Source organism: Neorhizobium sp. BETTINA12A, from assembly GCF_023006485.1.
Taxonomy (GTDB): domain Bacteria; phylum Pseudomonadota; class Alphaproteobacteria; order Rhizobiales; family Rhizobiaceae; genus Neorhizobium.
Window position 1 is genome coordinate 34,542 of record NZ_JALBGW010000001.1, and the last position, 19,578, is coordinate 54,119.

Genomic DNA, 19,578 nt, shown 5'->3' on the forward strand with positions numbered 1-19,578 from the left:
CCTCCCCGACTAGCCCCGGCCGAAAGGCCGGGGTCTTTTGTTCAAAATCTTAAAGTCTGGATATTCCATGCCTAGCCAAGACAATCTCTACGCCCGCATCGCCGATTTCGACTCTATGGAAGCCGAGCTGAAGGCGACCCGCCAGCATCTCCATGCTCATCCGGAACTCTCTTTCGAAGAGGCCGAAACCGCCCGATACGTAGCCGAAAAACTCGAAAGCTGGGGTTACACGGTAACCCGCAATGTCGGCGGTCATGGGGTTGTGGCGACGCTCAAGAATGGCACCGGCACAAGGAGCATCGGTATCCGCGCCGACATGGATGCGTTGCCGATCGAAGAAGAGACTGGCGTCGCCTATGCCAGCACCGTGCCCGGCAAGATGCATGCGTGCGGTCACGACGGCCACACCACGGTTCTGCTCGGGGCCGCTGAATATTTGGCGCGCACCAAGCGCTTCAACGGCACAGTGACGCTGATCTTCCAGCCTGCTGAGGAAGCAGGCCAATTCAGCGGTGCGCAGCGGATGATCGCTGACGGCCTGTTCGAACGCTTTCCGATCGACGCTATTTTTGGCCTGCACAACCATCCCGGCATGCCGGCCGGCACGCTGCTCACCCGAGCCGGCCCAATGATGGCCGCCGGCGACACCGTCAAGATCACTGTCACCGGCAAGGGCGGACATGCCTCGCGTCCGCACCTGACCGTCGATCCGGTCCTTGTCGCCTGCAATCTCGTGATGACGCTGCAATCGATCGTCTCGCGCAATGTCGATCCGACCCAGACGGCGGTCGTCACGGTAAGCACCATTCATGCCGGAGAGGCATCGAACGTCATCCCTAATAATGCCAGGATTTCGATGAGCGTGCGCTGCTTCGATCCCGCGATCCGCGTTTTCCTCGAGGAGCGCATTCGCAAATTGACGGCAAGCGTTGCCGAAGGGCACGGCGCCACCGCCGAGATCGAATACGAATACGGTTATCCCGTTGTAGTAAATTCCGAGGAGGAGACGGCCTTCGCACGCGAGGTCGCCGAGGAACTGGTTGGCACCGACCATGTCTCGACCTGCCCGCCTCTGCCCGGCAGCGAAGACTTTGCCTATTTCCTTCACCATCGTCCCGGCAGCTTCCTGCGGCTTGGCAACGGCAAAAATTCGCAGATCCTGCATTCATCAAAATACGACTTCAACGATGGCAGCCTGACCACTGGCGCTGCGATGTGGGCACGCCTGGCCGAGCGTTATCTCAACGTATGAGGCCGTCTAAAAATAGAGTTTCGGCTTGAAAAGAATCGAACAAAACTGGCTCGGGAAAATCTGCACAGCGGGGATAAATGGAATTTCTGCCTGACTTCGGCTTAGATGCCGGGAACAGGAGAGATCATGACAAGACGACCGCGCCGGAACCATAGATGGTGTAACGGGCGGTGCCCAGCCAGCCGGGTTTGAAGGTTTGGTGGTCCCTCACAATGATGGCGTCGCGGAGTCAGGATTGGCCTGCTGCATAACATCACGGAGAGGCGACCATGAAACAGCATGCCGGAATCGATGTCCCGTTGGAATATTCAAGTGTGTGCGTGGTGGATGCGGATGGCCGCATCGTGCGTGAAGCAAAGGTGCTGAGCGAGCCCGATGCGCTGATCGCCTGGTTTGCCAATCACGGCGTGGCAATGGAACGAATCGGTCTGGAGGCCGGTCCCTTGTCGCAATGGCTCCATGCCGGGATGGCGAAGGGGTCTGGCGGTCGAACTGATCGAGACACGACACGTGCGTGCGGCCTTCAAGACGATACCTGTGAAGACCGACAAGAAGGATGCACGGGGCATCGCGCAGTTGATGCGGCTTGGTTGGTTCAGATCGGTCCACTGCAAATCTGTTCCGGCCTAGGAGGTGCGTGCCCTGCTGACCGCCCGCATGCTCATCCGGGGCAAGCTCCACGACATCGAGATGAGCATCCGGGGCATTCTGCGCGGCTTTGGCCTCAAGCCGGGCCGGCGACGCGGCGCACCTATGCGGCACGGATCCGCGAGCTTATTGAAGGTCATCCGACACTGGAGGCGATTGCCGCGTCGCTGTTGAAGGTGCGCGATGCGCTCGCGGACGAATTTGCAGGGTTGAGCGCAAGCTGCGTGCCATCGCCCGTCAAGACGATAACGCACGGCGGCTGATGACGACACCCGGCGTTGGTGTCCTGTAGCACTGACATTCGTGTCGGCCGTCGACGCTCCCGAGCGTTTCCGATCATCCCGAGCGGTGGGGCCGCATTTCGGATTGACGCCGAAGAAGTATCAATCGGGTGAGACCGACTATAGCAGCCGCATCTCGAAGATCGGCGATGTGAGCGTGCGGCGGGTCTGGACGATCTCGTCGAGAACGTAGCCGTCCTGATCAACCAGGCGCCAGAGCCAGTGTTTCCGGCCACCGATCGTCACAACCACCTCGTCCAGATGCCAGATGTCGCTCGGGCTTGGCGGCTTCCGACGCAAGCGACCGGCATAGTTCGAGCCGAATTTCTTCGCCCAACAACGGACTGTCTCATAGGAAACGATGACGCCGCGCTCCAATAGCATTTCCTCCACCAGGCGCAGGCTTAACGGAAATCGGAAGTAGAGCCAGACCCACATGGGCGATCACAGCAGGTGGAAAACGATGCCGTTAGTAGCTGACAGGGTTCTGGTTCATGACAGCCAGATAGCCGCTATATCTTTCAGCTGCAGTTAACCTGACATCACCCTTGGAAGGTGGCCGCCGCGACGGGGCTTGCCGATATTGGTCGACCCATCTTGGCTGCGGCAGTCATGTTTGCGTTGTCGATCTCCCCCGAGACGGCGAAGATTACCATCCTGATCTCCGCTGTGCCGTAGTTTTTTTCGGCATTCTCTTTAGCGTGCATTATCGCCTTGACTACGCGGCAACCGGATCGATGGTCATAGCAAGCACCCTTTTCAGCATCGTCACGCTGGCAACAGTCATAGCGTTGCTTTCTCCATTTTAGGCTGCGGCTGACACCTCCCGCTTCGCCCAAGCGCACCAAAGGCCACTACAAGATTGACGTACTCCCAGCCTCGCAGCTTGGCAAGGAAAACCCGACATCAACTACAGCCCCACGCACGGTACGTTCCATAGCCGGGCAGCGAAGGGATGACGAGGTCGAACGCATCTTCCTGGCTGCCGCCGAAGCGCGGACACTCAGCCGTTCGTGGGGATCCGGAGTCCCGGTGAACGTGCGCGAACTCGTCGCCGCGGCCGGTCGGCGGCCTGAATGGCCTTGCGCTCGGCAAGGCTTGAGATCGACGAGCTGCCGAGCCCCCGGGTGAGCCACGTTTTATTCGAACTGACTATCTCCCGGCTCCGGTTGGCGGCTCACTGCCTTCCGGTAGCGGGGTCTGATACGCCAGCCCACCACGCCGTCCGTGCAATTCTTCCTTGGCGCGCGACAGCAATTCCGGATCGGCGATCGCCCTGGCACCGGTTGCCGCCATCACTTTGGCGGCCGTAACCATGGCCTTGTGGGCGGCCGGCAGCTTGCCTTGGGTCACGGTCTGCCAGGCATGGAACGGCGTGCCGATCGCCGCGGTCGCCGTCAGGCACTGCGCAGTGGGTACGACCCAGCTGACATCACCCACATCCGTCGAACCAAAGAGCAGGCCGGGCTGTTCCGGCAGTGGCAGAATCCCATCATGCAGGGATTTCGGATAGTCGGCCGGCCCGCCAAAGGCTTCAGCGCTCGCCCGGACGTCGTCATCCGTCAATGCGGCGGCGCGTAGCCTGTCAGCGAAATCGAAGTCCGCCTCATCGAAATCGGGGGCACCCAGCGTTGTAAACTGCTGATGCATCGCCTCCTCCAGAGCCCGGTTCGGGAGGATATTCGAAGTGGCGCGGTCAAAGACCATCTCGACCTTCGTCTCGGTCATCAGCGCAGCACCTTCGGCGATCTTGCGCACGCGCTCGAAAAGGCTGCGGACATCGCCGAGGCTTGGCGCACGGACCAGGTAGAGGCCTTCTGCGGAAGCCTGCACGACATTGGGAGAAATGCCGCCGGTCTGGGTGATCGCATAATGCACACGGGCATCCGAGGGCATGTGCTCGCGCATATAGTTGATGCCGACATTCATCAGCTCGACCGCGTCGAGAGCGCTGCGACCGACCTGCGGGCTCATCGCGGCATGCGCCGCACGACCGCTGAAGCGGAAATAGGCCTGGATATTGGCAAGAGTTGAAGAGGACATGACGGCGTTGTAGACGCAAGGGTGCCAGCAGAAGGCGGCATCAAGATCATCAAATGCGCCTGCGCGCACCATGTATGTCTTGCCCGATCCCCCCTCTTCGGCAGGGCAGCCATAATACCGGACCCGTGCCTTCACACCACTTTCGGCCAAGGCGTCACGCAGGGCGACCGCGGCAAGAAGGGAAGCCGCACCCAGGAGATTGTGATGGCATCCGTGGCCATTCGCGCCCGGCTCGGCAACCCGCTGCTCCGTAATGCCGGGTTCCTGGGAAAGCCCGGCCAGAGCGTCGAACTCCCCCAGAAACCCGATCGTGACGTCACCTTCGCTTGCCTCGGCCATGAAAGCAGTCTTCATTCCCGCAATGCCGCGGGTGACGCGGAAGCCTTCGGCTTCCATGGCGGCAATATGCTCCTCGACCGAGCGGAATTCCTCGAAACGCAGCTCCGGCACGCCCCAGACGCGATCGCTGAGATCGATGAAGGCTTGAGCCTTGGCGTCGGCACAGCGTGAAATATGGTCGGCGTCGAGAACGTCATTGCGCCATGTCGCTTCAGCCTTGTCGTCCCGCATATCGGTTATTCCTTGATCACTTCAGAATATCGGCGCCTGCGCAGGCGAGCATCACGGCCAGTCCCACAGACATTTCCGGAAGGGTCGTCGCCGGATCCACGTCCGTCCACTCGTTCAGCGTATGGGCGTCGCCACCCTTCCCTCCCCACGAAAAGGTAACGGCTGGAACGCCGAGGCTCATGGCGACATTGGCATCCGTCGAAAACGAGCTGAACACCGGCGTCTGCCCAATCGCTGCGATGGCGGCGGCCGCGGACTGTGTCAACTCACCCTCGGCGGTGACGCCGGCCGGCCGATCACCAATCAAGACGATCTCGACTGCAATTGCGCCCTTGTCGATCGAACGGCTGTCGTTCTCGACGTGACACGACTGCAGCACGATGTCGCGAAAGTGGGTATCAAGATCCGCCAGCTGCGACGCCGAATTGGAACGCAGATCCACCATCAGCGAAACTTCCGAGGGGATTGCATTGACGGAACTGCCGCCTTTGATCACGGTGGAACTGCACGTCGTCTTCGGATCATCCGGCAGGGAAAGACGCCCCAGTTCGACAACCGCGCGGGCGGCCGCAATCATCGGATTGACGATGCCATGGTCAGCAAAGCTATGGCCGCCTGGCCCCCGGAACGTCACCCGGTAGCGCTTCGATCCCGTTCCTGCGGAAACGACGGTATTGGCGGGCGTCGGGCCATCGAGGCATATGAGAGCGGCAATACGGTTGCGATAGCTGCTGTTGGCAAAGAAGTGCCGCATGCCACGCAGATCGCCCTCGCCTTCCTCGCCAACACTCGCCAAGACGAGAATGTCGTCCCGAGTCTCTATTCCGGCAGCATCGAGTGCGCGGAGATAGGCCAGGATAGTGGCGAGGCCACGGGTGTTGTCGCCGACGCCCGGGGCGGACAGACGAAAGCCTTCGCGCCGGACGGTAACATCCGTCCCCTCGGGAAACACGGTATCGAGATGAGCCGAAACCGCGATCATGCGCCCTCCGAAAGCCTTGCCCCGGCGAAGTCCCGTGACATTGCCGATGGAATCGATCGCGACGTCCTCCAGACCGGCCGCTTCCAGCATGCCCCGGTATGCCTGCCCGCGGACCTCTTCCTTGAAGGGAGGTGCCGGAATTTCGGTGAGCGTCACGAGCTCGCTGATGAAACGCTCATGCGTCTGTGAGAGAGAGTTCGTTGCAGCCCTGAAAGACGCGCTGGCGAGGAGCGCCGGGATCGCAGTGTGTCCGGCGAGCGAGGTAGTTTTAAAGGTTTGCATGGTCAGGCCGCTTGGTTAAGATGACAGGCCGAAAGGCGTCCAGGGCCAATCGCTTTGAGTTCGGGAACATCTCGCCTGCAGCGATCCGTAGCGCTCGGGCAGCGCGGATGGAACGGACAACCCGACGGAGGATCGAGCGGCGACGGCAGCTCGCCCTGGATCGGTTTGTAGTCGCGCTCGGCGGCTTCGAGCACCGGCAACTGTTCCAGCAGCAGCCGCGTATAGGGATGATTGGGCGTGGAAAACAGCGCCTCGGTCGGCGCGATTTCCACCACGCGGCCGAGATACATGATGACCACCCGGTCGGAGATATGTTCGACGACGCCCAGATTGTGCGAAATGAACAGATAGGTCAGGTCTAGCTCGTCGCGCAGATCCATGAAGAGGTTCAGCACCTGCGCCTGGATCGATACGTCGAGCGCGGCGACCGCCTCATCGCAGATAATCAACGATGGCTTGACCGCAAGAGCACGGGCAATGCCGATGCGCTGCCGCTGCCCGCCGGAAAACTGGTGCGGGTAACGGTTGGCATAGGCGCCGGAAAGTCCGACCTTCTCCATCAGGCCGACAACGTAGGCCCGCTGCTCGGCCTTGCGGATCAACCCGTGGGCGACTGGTGCTTCACCGATGATATCGACCACGCGCATGCGCGGATTAAGCGAGGCGAACGGGTCCTGAAAGATCATCTGGACGCTGAGCGCAAATTCCCGACGCTGCTCGGGCGTCATCGCCGAGGACGAAACCCCTTTGTAGCTGATGGTGCCGGCGCTGATACTGGTGATGCCAGCGATCATCCGGGCCACGGTGGACTTGCCGCAGCCGGATTCGCCGACGATCCCGACGACCTCCCCCCTTCTGACGGAAAGATCGATGCCTGCGACGGCGCGCACGTCGATCCTCTTGACACCGGCGCCAAAGAGGTTGGCGATGTGCCCGGCCACGCCGACCGGCTTCGTGAACGTCTTGGCGAGTGAGCGCAATTCCAGCATTGGCTCCTGCTGGCCTTTTTCTGTCGTCATATCCTGTCTCATAAGGCTGGGTTCCAGCAGCGCACCGATTTCCCGCCCGGCAACAGGGTCGGTTCGGGTGCCAACAGGCACTCAGGTGTCGCCTTCTCGCATCGCTCGCGAAAGGCGCAGCCCTGCGGCAGGTTGAGCAGCGACGGCGTCATGCCCTTGATCTGGTGAAGTCGGTGACCACGCGTAGCATGCGAAGGGACGGAATCGATCAGCCCTTGCGTGTAGGGGTGCAAAGGCCTCCCGATCACGTCGGCAGTAGCACCCGTCTCGACGATGCGGCCGGCATACATGACTGAGATACGGTCGGCGAGACCGGCAACAACAGCGAGGTCGTGGGTGATCCAGATGAGCGCGGTGCCGGTCTTGCGGCAAAGCTGCTTCACCTCATAGAGGATCTGCCCTTGGATCGAGACGTCGAGCGCCGTCGTCGGCTCGTCGGCGATGATGAGCTTCGGCTTGTTGATGAGTGCTATGGCAATGGCGATACGCTGCCGCATGCCTCCGGAAAGCTCGTACGGATAGGCTTTCAGGCGTTCATCGGGAGATGGAATGCCGACCTGCACGAGCACATCCCTGGCCCGCCGCCGGGCTTCGGCCGTGCTGACCTGCGCATGCGCCTGGACCGTTTCGATCAGCTGCGTGTCGATGCGCAGGACCGGATTGAGCGTCATCGACGGATCCTGGAAGATCATCGCGATGTCGTTGCCGCGCAGTTGCCGGCGTGCCTCCTCGTCCATCAAGACCAGATCGGAGCCGTCATAGTCGATGCTCCCGTCTACGATACGGCCGGGCGGATCGATCAGACCCAGAATGGAGAAACCGGTGATCGACTTGCCGGAACCGGACTCGCCGACAAGCCCGAGGATTTCACCGCGACCGAGTTCGATATCGACCCCGTCGACCGCTTTCACGACGCCTGCCCTCGTGGCGAAATGAGTTTTCAGCCCCTTGATCGAGAGCAGCGGCTTCTGTTTGGCCGTCAGCGCTGCTTGCATGCCACTAACGTCCATCACAGGGCATTCCTCGGATTGAGAATGTCGCGAAGGTGATCGCCCACGAGATTGATACCGACGATCGCGAGAGCGAGCGCGATACCCGGAAAGAACGAAATCCAATACTGACCGGACAGCATGAATTCGAAACCGTTGGCAATCAGCATGCCGAGCGACGGCTGCGTGACCGGAGCACCGACGCCGAGGAAGGAAAGGGTCGCCTCCAGCGCAATGGCGTTCGCAAGATCGATCGTTGCGATGACGATCAGTGGCGGAAGACAGTTCGGCAACAGGTGCCGGGCGATGATGCGCCGCCAACCGAGGGAAAGACAGCGGGCCGCGAGAATGTATTCGCGATTGCGCTCCACAAGGGCGGTGCCGCGCACGGTCCGGGCAAAATAAGCCCATTGCACGATGATGAGCGCGATGATCACCTTGTCCAGCCCCTGGCCGAGGACCGAAAGCATCACCAGCGCCACGAGGATCGCCGGAAAGGAAAGCTGGATATCGACGATGCGCATCAACAGGGCGTCCAGCCAGCCGCCGAAATAGGCAGCGCAAAGGCCGACCGTCGAGCCGATCAGAAGTGAAACCGTGACGGACAGGAAGGCAACCAGCAGGCTCGTCCGCATGCCGTAGAGAACGGCGGAGAGCACGTCACGGGCCTGGCTGTCCGTACCCAGCCAGTAGGTGATGCCGCTGACCTCGGCGACGCTGCCGGGCGACATCTGCGAATCCAGAATATCAAGCGCACCGATATCATAGGGGTCTTGAGGCGCGATCCACGGCGCCGCAAAGGCTGGAATGGCAAGCAGGATCATCAGGATCAGTCCGGCCACAGCCAGTTTGTTTTCCCTGAACTGGACCACAAAGCGGTAGAAGGGCGATTCCTCGACGGTTGTCGTGGGTGAAACGGTGGTTGGCGTGCTCATCAGTCGCGCACCTTTTCGCGGGCACTCGGATCGATCGCCATGTAGAGAATGTCGACGACGAGGTTCAGGATCACCAGGAAAAACACCATCATGATCAGGTAGGCGACGACCACGGGACGATCGAGGGTGATGATGGAATCGATCAGCAGCTTGCCCATTCCGGGCCAGGAGAAGACGCTCTCGGTGACGACCGCAAACGCGATGGCCTGGCCGAACTCCAAACCTGCGACAGTGATGATCGGAATGAGGATGTTCTTCAGCAGGTGGACGTTGAGAATGCGGGAGGGGCGCAGACCTTTGGCGCGGGCGAATTTGATGTAATCCATCGGCAGGATTTCGCGGGTGGCCGCTCGCGTGACGCGGATCATCAACGCGGCCTTGGCCAGGCCAAGCGTGAGTGCCGGCAGCGCCAGATGCTGCCAGCCGTCGATCGTCAATATGCTGAGTGCGACCGGACCGACATTGACGGTTTCTCCACGTGCCGAGGCCGGCAGGACACCGAGATAGACCGCAAACAGCATGATCAGCATGAGGCCGATCCAGAAATTCGGCAGGCTGAAGCCGAGAATCGAGCCCGTCATGATCGCCTTGCTGGACGGCGCCTTCGGCCGCAACCCGGCCAGTATTCCCAGGGGAACGCCGACGACGACGGAAAATGTCATGGCAACGATCACGAGTTCGACGGTGGCGGGCATGCGCTCGATGATCAGTTGCAGCGCCGGCTGACCGGTGAGAAAGCTGCGACCGAAATCACCCTGCGCGGCATTTCCAAGAAACGTCAGGTATTGAACCCATATCGATTGATCGAGACCAAGCGCCTTGCGCAGCGCCTGCCGTTCGATCTCCGTTGCCTCGGGGCTGACCAGCATCGAAGTCGGATCACCGATCAGGTAAAGACCGACGAAGACCAGGACCGACATGACAAGGATCACGCCGAGCGCCTGAAACAGTCGGTTGATGATAAAAACGGGCACTCGCCTGTCCTTCTTTCGCGTGTTCCGGCCTGCTGCGCATCGCGAAGCAGGCCGGAAACTTGATTTACTTCGCGGACGTGACGTCCTGAGGCAGGGTATACTGATCGGCGCGAGCAGCGTAGCTCAGGCCCTTGCGCAGCGCCCAGACCGGCACTTCGAAATGTACCGGAATGATGCCGTAGTCGGACAGGACCATCTCATCAGCCTTCTGCAGCAGCTCGTTGCGGGTTTTGTCGTCCATCGTGGCGGATGCCTTGTCGAGAAGCGCGTCGAGGTCCGGATTGGAATAGCGCCCACCGTTCGATGTGCCGGATCCCTTGGACGGTTCGCGGGTTCCGACCAGCGACCGCAGCGTCGTGGACATCTCGCCCGTGGAATTTCCCCAGGCGGCGAGATAGGCGCTGTATTCGAAATTGTCGCGGCTCTTGAAGAACACCGGCGGAGCAGCGGCTGCAACTTCGGCTTTGACGCCGGCACGCGTCCACATGGCGGCAATCGTCTGAGCGACGCGGGCGTCGTTGACGTAGCGGCCGTTCGGAGTGCCAAGCGTGATCTGGAAGCCGTTTGGATAGCCTGCTTCAGCGAGCAGGGCCTTGGCCTTGGCAGTGTCGACCGCCGGTGCCGCCTGGCGTGTCTTGACCGCACCGAACATCGGCTCGGGCAGCAGGTCGCCCGTTGCGACGGCGACGCCGCCCATCACCCGTTCGGCGATCGCCTTGCGATCGATGGAAAGCGAAAGCGCTTCGCGGACCCGCTTGTCCATCAGCGGGTTCTTGTTGCCCTCTCCGGGAATGCCCGGGCTTGGTTCGCCCTTCTGGTCAAGAGCGATGTAGACAATGCGGGTGCCGGGCGCTTCCGCGACCGAGAGCTTGGGGTTCGCCTTGAACTGCTCCAGGTCCGTCGTCGGCGGGTCTTCCATCATGTCAATGTCGCCGGACAGGAGGGCAGCCGCGCGGGCCGCCGGATTGGTCATCGGACGATAGATCACCTTGTCCCATGCCGCCGGCTTGCCCCAATAATTCGGATTGCGCTCTAGAACCAGATCCGCGCCCTTCTGCCAGGAAACGAACTTGAACGGGCCAGTGCCGACCAGCCCTTCGCCGCGGTTGAACTCGACGGTCGTCTTGCCTTCCGGAGCCGGGCCGGATGCAGCTGCCTTCGAAAGGATCGGCAGGTTGGCAATGTCGGTGACCAGCAGCGGATAGGGCTGTTTGGTGGTGATGCGCACCGTGTGCGCATCCGCTGCCTCCACCTTGGCGATCTGGCGGGTGAACAGCGTGAAAGCCGTCGGGCTGTTCGGAACCTTCGGGATTCGGTCGAACGTGAAAACCACGTCATCGGCGGTCAGCGGCGAGCCGTCGGAGAACTTTGCATCCTTCCGCAACGCGAATTCCCAAACCGTGTCGCTGGCCGGCTTCCAGCTCTCGGCCAGTGCAGGCTGCGGCACCAGTTTCGCGTCCATCATCACAAGCGGATCGAACATGGCGAAGGTCACCTGCACGTTCGGCACGAGAACGTGGAACTGCGGATCGAGCGAAGACGGTTCCGATTTGACTCCGATCTTCAGATCCGCCGCAGAAAGAGACAATGCGCCCGCCAACAGGAAAGCTGCCGAAGTGGCCAGCCTGGTTGTCCCGAAATTCATGATTTCCACTCCATTTTCTGTCTTCGGTTTTTTTATTTCTTCGAAGACGTTCCCTTTTACCGATAGGCCCGGATGGGCCGGTTATTGGATACGAAGGATGGTTTCGACGCCGGTCATGACTTCACCGACGTCGATTGCCGCTCCCAACGATCTCGCAAGTTTGAAAAGCGGCTCCGCCGCTGCCGCGTGACCGCTCCAGGCGCAGCAGGTCTGAAATTTTGCCGCCAAGTCGTCCTCGTTCAGCGGATTCTCCGGAGAACCTTTCGGATGACGGACCGTCGCCTCCATGACGCAGCCGTCCTTCAGATACACTCTTGTGGTCGCCTCGAAATTCGCGCCGTCGACCATCAGAGCATTATCATAGGCGATCAGGCGGATGCGAGGCAGCCACGCGGCAATCTGCTCATCCCGGGCGCTTTGCGGCACGAAATGCTTGAGCTCCAGTGCTCCGTCGAGCAGCATTCGCGCCATGCAATAGGTGCCGCTGAACCGTGCCTCCAACTCATCTGCCGGCCTATCGAAGCGGAGGTTCCGTTTTGCCATCTCCGGCAGCGAGGTCTCGATCCGGTCGATCGCTTCCGGCGAAAACCCCGGCTCTTTCCGCAGGAGTTCCAATGCATCGATGCTACGATGAATTGCTCCGCAGCAGGGAAAACGCTTTGCGAGCAGTCCGCTCGTCTCGATTTCCAGCGTTTCGCCGAGGCCGTCGATCATGGCTTCGGCACCGATGTCGCCCGCGCCGGTCAGCGCGGCAAAACCCCAGTCGCCGGCAAGAGGGTCGTGATTTGCGACGATACCAGCCATGGCAAACCGGGCCGCAAGAACGGCATTCTTCGCGGCAAGCCCGGCATGGATCGGCTTCATCATCGAACCGAATTGCAGCTTCGAACCGGCTGCCATGCTGGTTGCCGCGCTCATTGCAGCAAGCACCTGGTCCGGAGTGGCGCCAAGTAGCCGGGCGCAAGCGCCGGCAGTGCCGATAGCTCCGATCGTCGAGGTGGAATGCCAGCCACGCTCATAGTGGGCAGGCTGCATGAGACGGCCAATGCGCCCCTGGAGTTCCAGCCCGACGATGAATGCGTCGATAAGCGCGGTCCCGTCGATCCTGCGGCCATTCACCAGAGATAAAAGCGCGGGAGCGAGGACCGCCGTCGCATGAGTAAATGCGGGCGCGAAATTGTCGTCGAAATCGAGCGCATGCGCCGCGGTTCCGTTGATCAGGGCCGCCCAGGGCGCGCTCACCCGGGCAGGCGCCCCGAACGCGAAGCATTGCCCCAAGCCACCTTCGGCCACCGCGTTGATGACAGAAACAGTGGAAACGTCATTCATCCCGGCGATCATACACGCAGTGATATCCGCGAACGCGTCTTCACCGCGAAGGTGGGCAGACGAACCGAAATGGCAAGCGCCGGCGGCCCATTCGGACAATGCCCGAAATGCTCGTTTTCCTTCGTCGCCCATTTGAGAGGCTCTTTGCGCCGTCACCGAGTGCATCGTCGTTCCCACCCGACATTGTTGCCGGTTATTGCGGTCGATGATGTCCAAAGGGACAGGCATCGGCAAGAAACTAACTAGTCGCCCATGATGAATTTTAGTTATAATAGAATAACTGCGGACGGGCTTCTAACCTCGCGTCGCGGAGCCGGACAGGGACAAAAAACTGCCGCCTGAGAGAGCAGAGGCGATGGCAGAAGCTTCCTGGATAACCGGAAGTTATTGTACATGCGATCGGAGAAACAGTGGATCTGAGACAGCTGAGGAATCTGGTTCTGGTGGCGCGTTACGCCAGCTTCGGGGTCGCAGCCGAGAGATTGAATGTGACACAGCCCGCGCTCAGCAAGAGCATTCGCGCGCTGGAAGAGTCCTTGGGCGTTCGCCTCCTGGATCGTGGACCCTGGGGCGTCAAACCAACTGATTATGGTCTGCGGCTGATCGAATATGGAGAGCTCGTGCTCTCCCTGACGGATGAGGCGCGCAACGAATTGGACGCCATGCGCGGTGCCCGTCGAGGCCGGCTGCGCATCGGTGCGGTCACGACCGCAATGCGGGAAATCGTACCGACCGCCATCAAGCGATTTCTTAAAGCCCAGCCGGAAGTCGATGTTTCACTCAACGAGGAACTCAGCTCAGCGCTTTACGCTTCCCTGCTCAACGGGGCCATCGACATCGCCGTGATGGCCCGGCCGAAAGAGATTTCCGAAGAGGTCGAGTTTCTCAATTTGCTTGAAATTCCAGTCGACATCGTCGCTGACCGCGATCATGAGTTGGTGAAGCTTCCCAAAGTGAGCCTTGCCGACCTGATGGAATATCGCTGGGTGATCCCTGCCCGGCCTGAACCGGACCGGTTGGCGCTCGAGGCCCTGTTTGCTACCGCGCAGCTTCCCCGCCCTCTTGCAATCTGCGAAACAACGTCGTCGACCTTCCAGATGTCGATGATCGCCGGCTCGAAATGGCTCAGCTATCTCACCCGAACAAGCGTGTTCGTGCAGGGACGCGACGCGCAGTTCGTGGCCCTGAAACTCGACAGCCGGACGTGGACCCGCAATATCGGCATAGCCTACCGGCGCCGGAGCGTTTTGCGACCCGTGGTGATGTCATTCGCCAAGGAACTGGAAGCACTTTGCGCAAAATCACCCGGACAAGACCATCTCCCGCCTTGAACGGAATCGAACCTACGGCCACTATCCACAAGACCTTCAAATAGCTGAATCCACAACACTTTCTTGGAGATTCGACGATTACCGCGAATGGCCGAATATCTCCTCTTATTTGCGCTCAGAGCTGCGAACGCCAGCCGGTCATGAAATTCAAATCCGTCAGCATTTGGAAGCTGTTGCACCAGCGCACTTCGAGATCGTTGCAGACATCCGGTATCCTGCGATTTGCCCGTTTGGTACTCGGCTTGGACGCCTCGACCGTCACGACGATCCGGTTAGCGCGATGTGCCAGGGCATGGGCAATCAGGAATGGATCGCGACCGACCTCGATAATCTCGGCGTCGTTGAGGTCGGGCGCATATTTTTCGATGACTGTCTGCACGAGAGCCGGTTCGACATCCTGATCCAGCTTGAGGGCGTCATAATTATCCCCCTCATTCAACCATTGCCCCAGTTCCGAACCTTCGGTGATCTCCTCGAGGATTTCGACCGGGATTTTCAGCGCGCTGGTCTCGCCCATATGGACGAGCCAATCCCAGAACTCGGGAACGCGCTGAATCGGGTAGTAAAGATTATGCGCCGTAATGAGAACGTTCGCGTCGAGAAGATGCACACCGCCCCCTTAAGCCACGCCGTCGGTCAGCGAGAAGACGTTGTTCGGTTTCACGCCGAGGATCGCCGCCGCCTTGGAAGGCGACAGGGCTCCGTCTGCAAGCATCCGTTTCGAAAGGCTCAGAAGGCGATTGCCAAGCCTGTGGCGACGAACGAGATAGTAGCTCGGCCCACCGTCGTTTTCACGCGCGCGTGCTCTTTGAGCTGCCTTATTATTCAGCCACTGCTGCCGGAAGACAGCCGTCACAGACGACCACATGGCTTGGTCGATGATCCCTTCGCGGTAGAGCTTGTAGGCGACCATCGAATGGCTGATCTGTCGTAGCTCCGCGATTTCGCCGATACGCGCAATCACGACGTCCTGGCGCGCTCCGCGCAACGCGAGCTCGCCGGCGATCTCGGCCGAAGGCAGCAGAATACACCCCGCCACATCATTGCAGAAGGTTTCGATAGCCGATGTCGGTCGGCCGCCGCTCACACCTGTCTGGCCGAGCCAGATATGGGCAAGTTCGTGCAGCAAAGTGAACGACCAAGCCCGCTCGCTGTCCTGGTCGTTGATCACAACGAAGGGTGCGACCTTGTCGGAAAGCGCGAAACCTCTGAACAGCTCGACATTGAGAGCGCTGTGGTGACTTCCCAGATTGCCGATCAACAGCACGAAAATCCCTACGGCCTCTGCGCGTTCGCGCAGATAGGCAAACCCTTTGGACGTGCCTCGACCATTGCCGGATCGGAAAGACTGGAGGCTGAAACCCAGACGCTCGCTGATCACCGTGGCCAGACCTTCCGGTCCGCGGCGAATGTCATAAGATGCCACGAAATCGAGTAGTTCGGCCTCTTCCTCGCTCTCGAGCAATGAGCGCACCATTTCCTGACGAGCCCGAACTTCGCGCAACAGCGTATCTACCAGCGCTGCATCGCGCCGCGCATATTCATCGGGAAGAGTCCGGAAATCCTCTCCGCGCGCCGCGGCTACCGGCGGATCGGCAAGATAGAAGGTGAGTAGCGGGCGCCGGTATTGTGTGGACATCTTGATCAACTGCGGACGGGTCGGCTCAACCTGGCCGTCTTCAAGCATGGCAAGGCGCTCGCTGCCCGCAACACCGCGAGCATCGCCGATACCGAGCTTGTCGGCAGCATCTTCTACACTGAGCCCCGCGGTCTCGCGCGCCCATCGCAGGATCAATGGATTGACGTTTGGCACCTTTCACCTCTGTTCGGACAGGCCGATAATTCGTTTGACTTGATCATGCAATCGTTACGAAAGATATAGGCATGGAGTGGGGCACATCTATGGAATACAGCGCTGAACAGCAGTCTCGCAAATTCCTCTCATGCCCAGACCCCTTCCGACCTTCAAAAAATGCGGGGGAAAAACGCTACGATTTGGCTCGTGTCATTCCAGTGGCAACTTCTGAAGAGGCGATCTTCAACGCCGCTACTAACTTCACAGGCTTTGGGCATTCCAAGTTTTCTGAAGCAATTCGCGGCCGAATTCACAAAACAGCTCACGCGAGGCGCCGACCAGGGGAAAGCGGTGGGCGACCAGGAGCCTCTCCTCGAAATCCGATTCGCCTTCCCACCATTGAACCCGCCAAGACTGAACGATCCCGTAAAAAACCTTCATCTCCGGGCTGATGTTGCCAAAGAGGACCTTGTAGCTGTGAACTGCGGTCCAGATGTTCATCACGATGTGGTCGACGGGGAAGCTGTTTTAACACTCATGCCGGCCGATGAGTGTTTCGCGAAGTTATATGAATGGTTGAGGCTATGGAACAGCTCTTCCTGAAGGCCGTCATCGACACTGGCCTCCCAGCACGATCGCTGAGTTTCTGAACAACATCAGATACGCGATTCGGCTCTACGTCACCCCGGTTGCCAAAGCACGCTACCAAGCGACCGGCAACATCGATGGCATAGAGATCTACACTTTTGAGCGGCCCGCCGACATCGTCAACAAGTTCGCCTGGGCGCAATATTTCGACCTGCTGCAGGGATCTCTCCGAAGACCGAACTTCCCTCCGTGCAGCGTGACTCCTTCGATGAAGATGCGGTTCTGGCTTCAGCGACGCGGCCGATAAGTGGAAGGCACAGGTCTTCGTGTTCGATCAGTCGACAAAGAGGTCTTTCCGGACACTGGTCCGAAACATCGGTGCCCGTCGGAATTTCCTCCGCATCGAGGCCGAGGGCTTCGATCCGAACCATGTCGAAGACGGCATGGCAGAGATCGAAGGCGAGATCGCCCCGCAACTGGCTGAAGTGATCGAGACGAAAAACTTCCCGACGGGCGACCACTTCACATCCGTCATGCTGCTGATGGGGAACGTGGCTGTCCGCAACCCGCGCTTCCGGTCGATGCTGGAAGACCTCCACATCAAAATAGCTTCAGGAATGATGCGGATGTCGTTGCGGGACAAGGACCGATACCATGACTCGATCCGGCAGGCTCGAGAAGGTGGTCCCCCAATCTGTGACGATATCAACACTTCAGCCTCTGATAGGCTTCGGAAGATATGATTTTTTGGATCGTCGGGGATTGTGACGCTCGGAACACTTCCGTTGGCGTAGAGTGCCATATGAGGGAATATCAATATCCATCTGCCGAAGTGGCTCAATGTCTTGCGTCACGAAGCCGAGGCTCGGCTTCCCGGCGTTATCCCTAAGCGGACCCGTCTCGACTAAGCGGACGTCAAATACAGTGCAGGAACGCAGGTAACCAATCAAATCAACAAGCGCGCTTATTCGCCGCCGCACCGCGGCCGACAAGCAATTGGGGCAAAAATACAACGGCGCGCTGCTCATCAACAGAATTTTAAGTTTGAGGCCGCAGGCCCTCGAGAAGGATGTGCGAATCAGCCTATGTGGATTATCAGTTCACGCCGAGAGAGCGATCGATGATGTCGTGTAGAGGGTGGATCGCGTTTTGGGCAGCTGTCGTCTGCACCGGATCGCCCGCGTTCGCCCAATCGACGGATCCGAGCCATGTCACGCCGAAATCCTTCGCGCCGGTTCAGCCACGTCCGAGCGGCGCGCTGACGCTCGGGGCGACCGAGCCGGGCACCGTGCCGGTCGGCGCTGAAACATTTACCGTCTTGATCGCCTCGTCTTCGGTCGAAGGCGGTCTGCCGAAGCTGAAATCCGAGACCGACACCGTGCTCGCCCGGATCAAGGGAAAGACGGTCAACGTCAAGACGCTCTATGCGGCGGCAACGGAGATCGAGGCGGCCTATGCTCGCGCAGGCTTCGTTCTGGCCCGTGTGATCGTGCCGCCGCAGACATTGGTCAATGGTGGTGTGTTCAAGCTCATCGTGCTCGACGGTTTCATCGAGTCGGTCGATGTGTCAGCCGTACCGGAGCGCGTGCGCGGTGTCGTGCGCGACCGCGTCGCGTCGCTCATCGGGGCGCGCGGACTGACGATCGGCGAGATCGAGCGGCGGCTGTTGCTGGCAGGTGAAGTGCCGGGCGTGCGGCTGGCGAGCGCCGTCATGCGCGGCGAGAGGGTCGGCGGGGCGAAGCTGTTGGTTCAGGCGGACTGGCGTCCGGTCTCGGCCTCGATCGGCGTCGACAACAAGATCGGCAATCTCTACCGCGGCGTCGAGTTTCCCGTAACGGTTTCGCTCAACAGCGTTTTCGGCTTCGGCGAGACGATTTATGGCTCGCTGATCCCTGGGCCGGACCCCGATACCGTGTTTTCAGGCGCGCCATCCCGCCAGATCGCCGCGGCCGGCGTCATCCTGCCAATCGGTGTCGACGGCTGGACGATCAATCCGGAATACGCCCGCTCGGTCACCAATCCCGTGCTGGGGCCGACCGCCGTGCGGACCACCGGCGTACTCGATCACTGGGCGTTGCGCTCGCACTATCCGCTCATCAAGACGCGCAAGACGACACTCACGGTGACCGGCTCGTTCGAGATCACCGACGAGAAACAGACGGCCCCTGATTTCGGGGTGATAACGAGCCTCGATCGCCTGCGCGTCTTCACTGCCGGCCTTGAGGGATCGCGCAGTCTCGACTGGAGTGCGACTGTCTCCGGCAGCATCCTCGTCACGCAGGGCACCGACTGGTTCGGCGCGCGGACAGCAGCCGATGCCGCCGTATCGGGCATTCCGCTGTCACGGCAAGGATCGCGCCCCGATTATACCAAGATCGAGGCGAGCCTCAGGTATGACCAGCTGCTGCCGGGTGATTTCACCGGTGCGGCGATCCTGCACGCGCAACAGGCGATCTCCGGCCCGATGCCCGGCGCGGGCCAGTTTTCGCTGCAAGGTGATGACGCGCTGTCGGCATTCGACGCGGGAACTCTCTCGGTCGACAGCGGCATCAGTTTGCGAGGCGAGCTTGGTCACGTGTTCAGCCTGGCCGATATGGGTTCGACGGTGACTGCTGCGCCCTATCTCTTCGGTGCCACCGGGCTCGGAAAGATTGATGCCCCGACTGCGGTCGAGGCATCTCGTCTGACCGCCACGTCATTCGGCGTCGGCCTTCGCTTCAATTTCAACCCTGCCGAGACCGGACTTGTGTCGCTCGCCACGATCGAGCTGGGCCGGGCGCACGCCTCCCTGCCCGGCAATGATGGCACCCGGATAACGGCAAGTTGGATCCTCAAATACTGATCGGGGCGACGATCGCGTGCCCATGCATGGGCTTGAAGAGCAATCGGCCCGTTCACAAGCCTACCGCCAGATC

The 19,578-nt window shown here is 60.3% G+C and carries 16 protein-coding genes and 2 pseudogenes; 6 read left to right on the forward strand and 12 right to left on the reverse strand.

The window, feature by feature from the left end; genetic code table 11:
• The first annotated feature begins 67 nt into the window (after window positions 1-67).
• From MOV61_RS00215 to MOV61_RS00225, 3 genes are all read left to right on the forward strand, one after another.
• A complete protein-coding gene (locus tag MOV61_RS00215; RefSeq protein WP_247135080.1) occupies window positions 68-1,252 on the forward strand; it encodes a M20 aminoacylase family protein in 1,185 nt (394 codons plus the stop codon).
• 269 nt (window positions 1,253-1,521) lie between these two features.
• Window positions 1,522-2,163 (forward strand): hypothetical protein, encoded by a 642-nt coding sequence (locus MOV61_RS00220; protein ID WP_247135081.1) that lies wholly within the window; start codon window positions 1,522-1,524, stop codon window positions 2,161-2,163.
• A gap of 85 nt (window positions 2,164-2,248) precedes the next feature.
• On the forward strand, window positions 2,249-2,374 hold the full coding sequence (locus MOV61_RS00225) for a transposase (RefSeq protein WP_244447632.1): 126 nt from the start codon (window positions 2,249-2,251) through the stop codon (window positions 2,372-2,374).
• Here MOV61_RS00225 and MOV61_RS00230 read toward each other — a convergent pair.
• The 9 genes and pseudogenes from MOV61_RS00230 to MOV61_RS00270 all read right to left on the reverse strand — a co-directional run.
• Window positions 2,341-2,629: pseudogene (locus tag MOV61_RS00230) on the reverse strand (transposase); the annotation flags it as partial. The gene MOV61_RS00225 and the pseudogene MOV61_RS00230 sit on opposite strands and share 34 nt — an antisense overlap.
• Window positions 2,630-3,333: 704 nt before the next feature.
• Window positions 3,334-4,794, reverse strand: a complete 1,461-nt coding sequence (locus tag MOV61_RS00235) for a M20 family metallopeptidase (RefSeq protein ID WP_247135082.1) — start codon at window positions 4,792-4,794, stop codon at window positions 3,334-3,336.
• A gap of 16 nt (window positions 4,795-4,810) precedes the next feature.
• The gene (locus tag MOV61_RS00240; RefSeq protein WP_247135083.1) at window positions 4,811-6,058 is read right to left on the reverse strand and encodes a M20/M25/M40 family metallo-hydrolase; all 1,248 of its coding nucleotides are present in this window, start codon (window positions 6,056-6,058) and stop codon (window positions 4,811-4,813) included.
• Window positions 6,059-6,060: 2 nt separating this feature from the next.
• Entirely contained in the window at window positions 6,061-7,077 is a 1,017-nt protein-coding gene (locus MOV61_RS00245; protein WP_247135084.1) for an ABC transporter ATP-binding protein, read from the reverse strand.
• Window positions 7,078-7,085: 8 nt separating this feature from the next.
• On the reverse strand, window positions 7,086-8,087 hold the full coding sequence (locus tag MOV61_RS00250) for an ABC transporter ATP-binding protein (protein WP_247135194.1): 1,002 nt from the start codon (window positions 8,085-8,087) through the stop codon (window positions 7,086-7,088).
• Entirely contained in the window at window positions 8,087-9,001 is a 915-nt protein-coding gene (locus MOV61_RS00255) for an ABC transporter permease (protein WP_247135085.1), read from the reverse strand. Before MOV61_RS00255 ends, MOV61_RS00250 begins: the two co-directional genes overlap by 1 nt.
• Window positions 9,001-9,975 carry an ABC transporter permease gene (locus MOV61_RS00260; RefSeq protein WP_040125273.1) on the reverse strand — a complete coding sequence of 325 codons (975 nt, stop codon included), beginning with the start codon at window positions 9,973-9,975 and terminating at the stop codon, window positions 9,001-9,003. The genes MOV61_RS00255 and MOV61_RS00260 overlap by 1 nt, the downstream gene beginning before the upstream one ends.
• A 64-nt stretch (window positions 9,976-10,039) precedes the next feature.
• Window positions 10,040-11,620 (reverse strand): ABC transporter substrate-binding protein, encoded by a 1,581-nt coding sequence (locus MOV61_RS00265; protein ID WP_247135086.1) that lies wholly within the window; start codon window positions 11,618-11,620, stop codon window positions 10,040-10,042.
• Between the two features lie 81 nt (window positions 11,621-11,701).
• Window positions 11,702-13,177, reverse strand: a complete 1,476-nt coding sequence (locus MOV61_RS00270; protein ID WP_309493439.1) for an MmgE/PrpD family protein — start codon at window positions 13,175-13,177, stop codon at window positions 11,702-11,704.
• 182 nt (window positions 13,178-13,359) lie between these two features.
• On the opposite strand from MOV61_RS00270, the gene MOV61_RS00275 reads away from it, so the two are divergent.
• Complete coding sequence (locus tag MOV61_RS00275; protein ID WP_040125276.1) at window positions 13,360-14,280, forward strand: LysR family transcriptional regulator; 921 nt, start codon at window positions 13,360-13,362, stop codon at window positions 14,278-14,280.
• 115 nt (window positions 14,281-14,395) lie between these two features.
• Here MOV61_RS00275 and MOV61_RS00280 read toward each other — a convergent pair whose 3' ends face one another.
• From MOV61_RS00280 to MOV61_RS00290, 3 genes are all read right to left on the reverse strand, one after another.
• Window positions 14,396-14,890, reverse strand: a complete 495-nt coding sequence (locus MOV61_RS00280) for a DUF4411 family protein (RefSeq protein ID WP_247135088.1) — start codon at window positions 14,888-14,890, stop codon at window positions 14,396-14,398.
• Between the two features lie 9 nt (window positions 14,891-14,899).
• Window positions 14,900-16,093 carry an XRE family transcriptional regulator gene (locus MOV61_RS00285; RefSeq protein ID WP_247135089.1) on the reverse strand — a complete coding sequence of 398 codons (1,194 nt, stop codon included), beginning with the start codon at window positions 16,091-16,093 and terminating at the stop codon, window positions 14,900-14,902.
• 243 nt (window positions 16,094-16,336) lie between these two features.
• On the reverse strand, window positions 16,337-16,576 hold the full coding sequence (locus tag MOV61_RS00290) for a hypothetical protein (protein WP_247135090.1): 240 nt from the start codon (window positions 16,574-16,576) through the stop codon (window positions 16,337-16,339).
• Window positions 16,577-16,986: 410 nt separating this feature from the next.
• Between MOV61_RS00290 and MOV61_RS00295 the strand changes: the two are divergent.
• Both MOV61_RS00295 and MOV61_RS00300 read left to right on the forward strand, forming a co-directional pair.
• Window positions 16,987-17,406: pseudogene (locus tag MOV61_RS00295) on the forward strand (DUF4238 domain-containing protein); the annotation flags it as partial.
• A gap of 377 nt (window positions 17,407-17,783) precedes the next feature.
• Window positions 17,784-19,505, forward strand: coding sequence for a ShlB/FhaC/HecB family hemolysin secretion/activation protein (locus tag MOV61_RS00300; RefSeq protein ID WP_247135092.1), 1,722 nt, complete (start codon window positions 17,784-17,786; stop codon window positions 19,503-19,505).
• Window positions 19,506-19,578 lie beyond the last annotated feature (73 nt).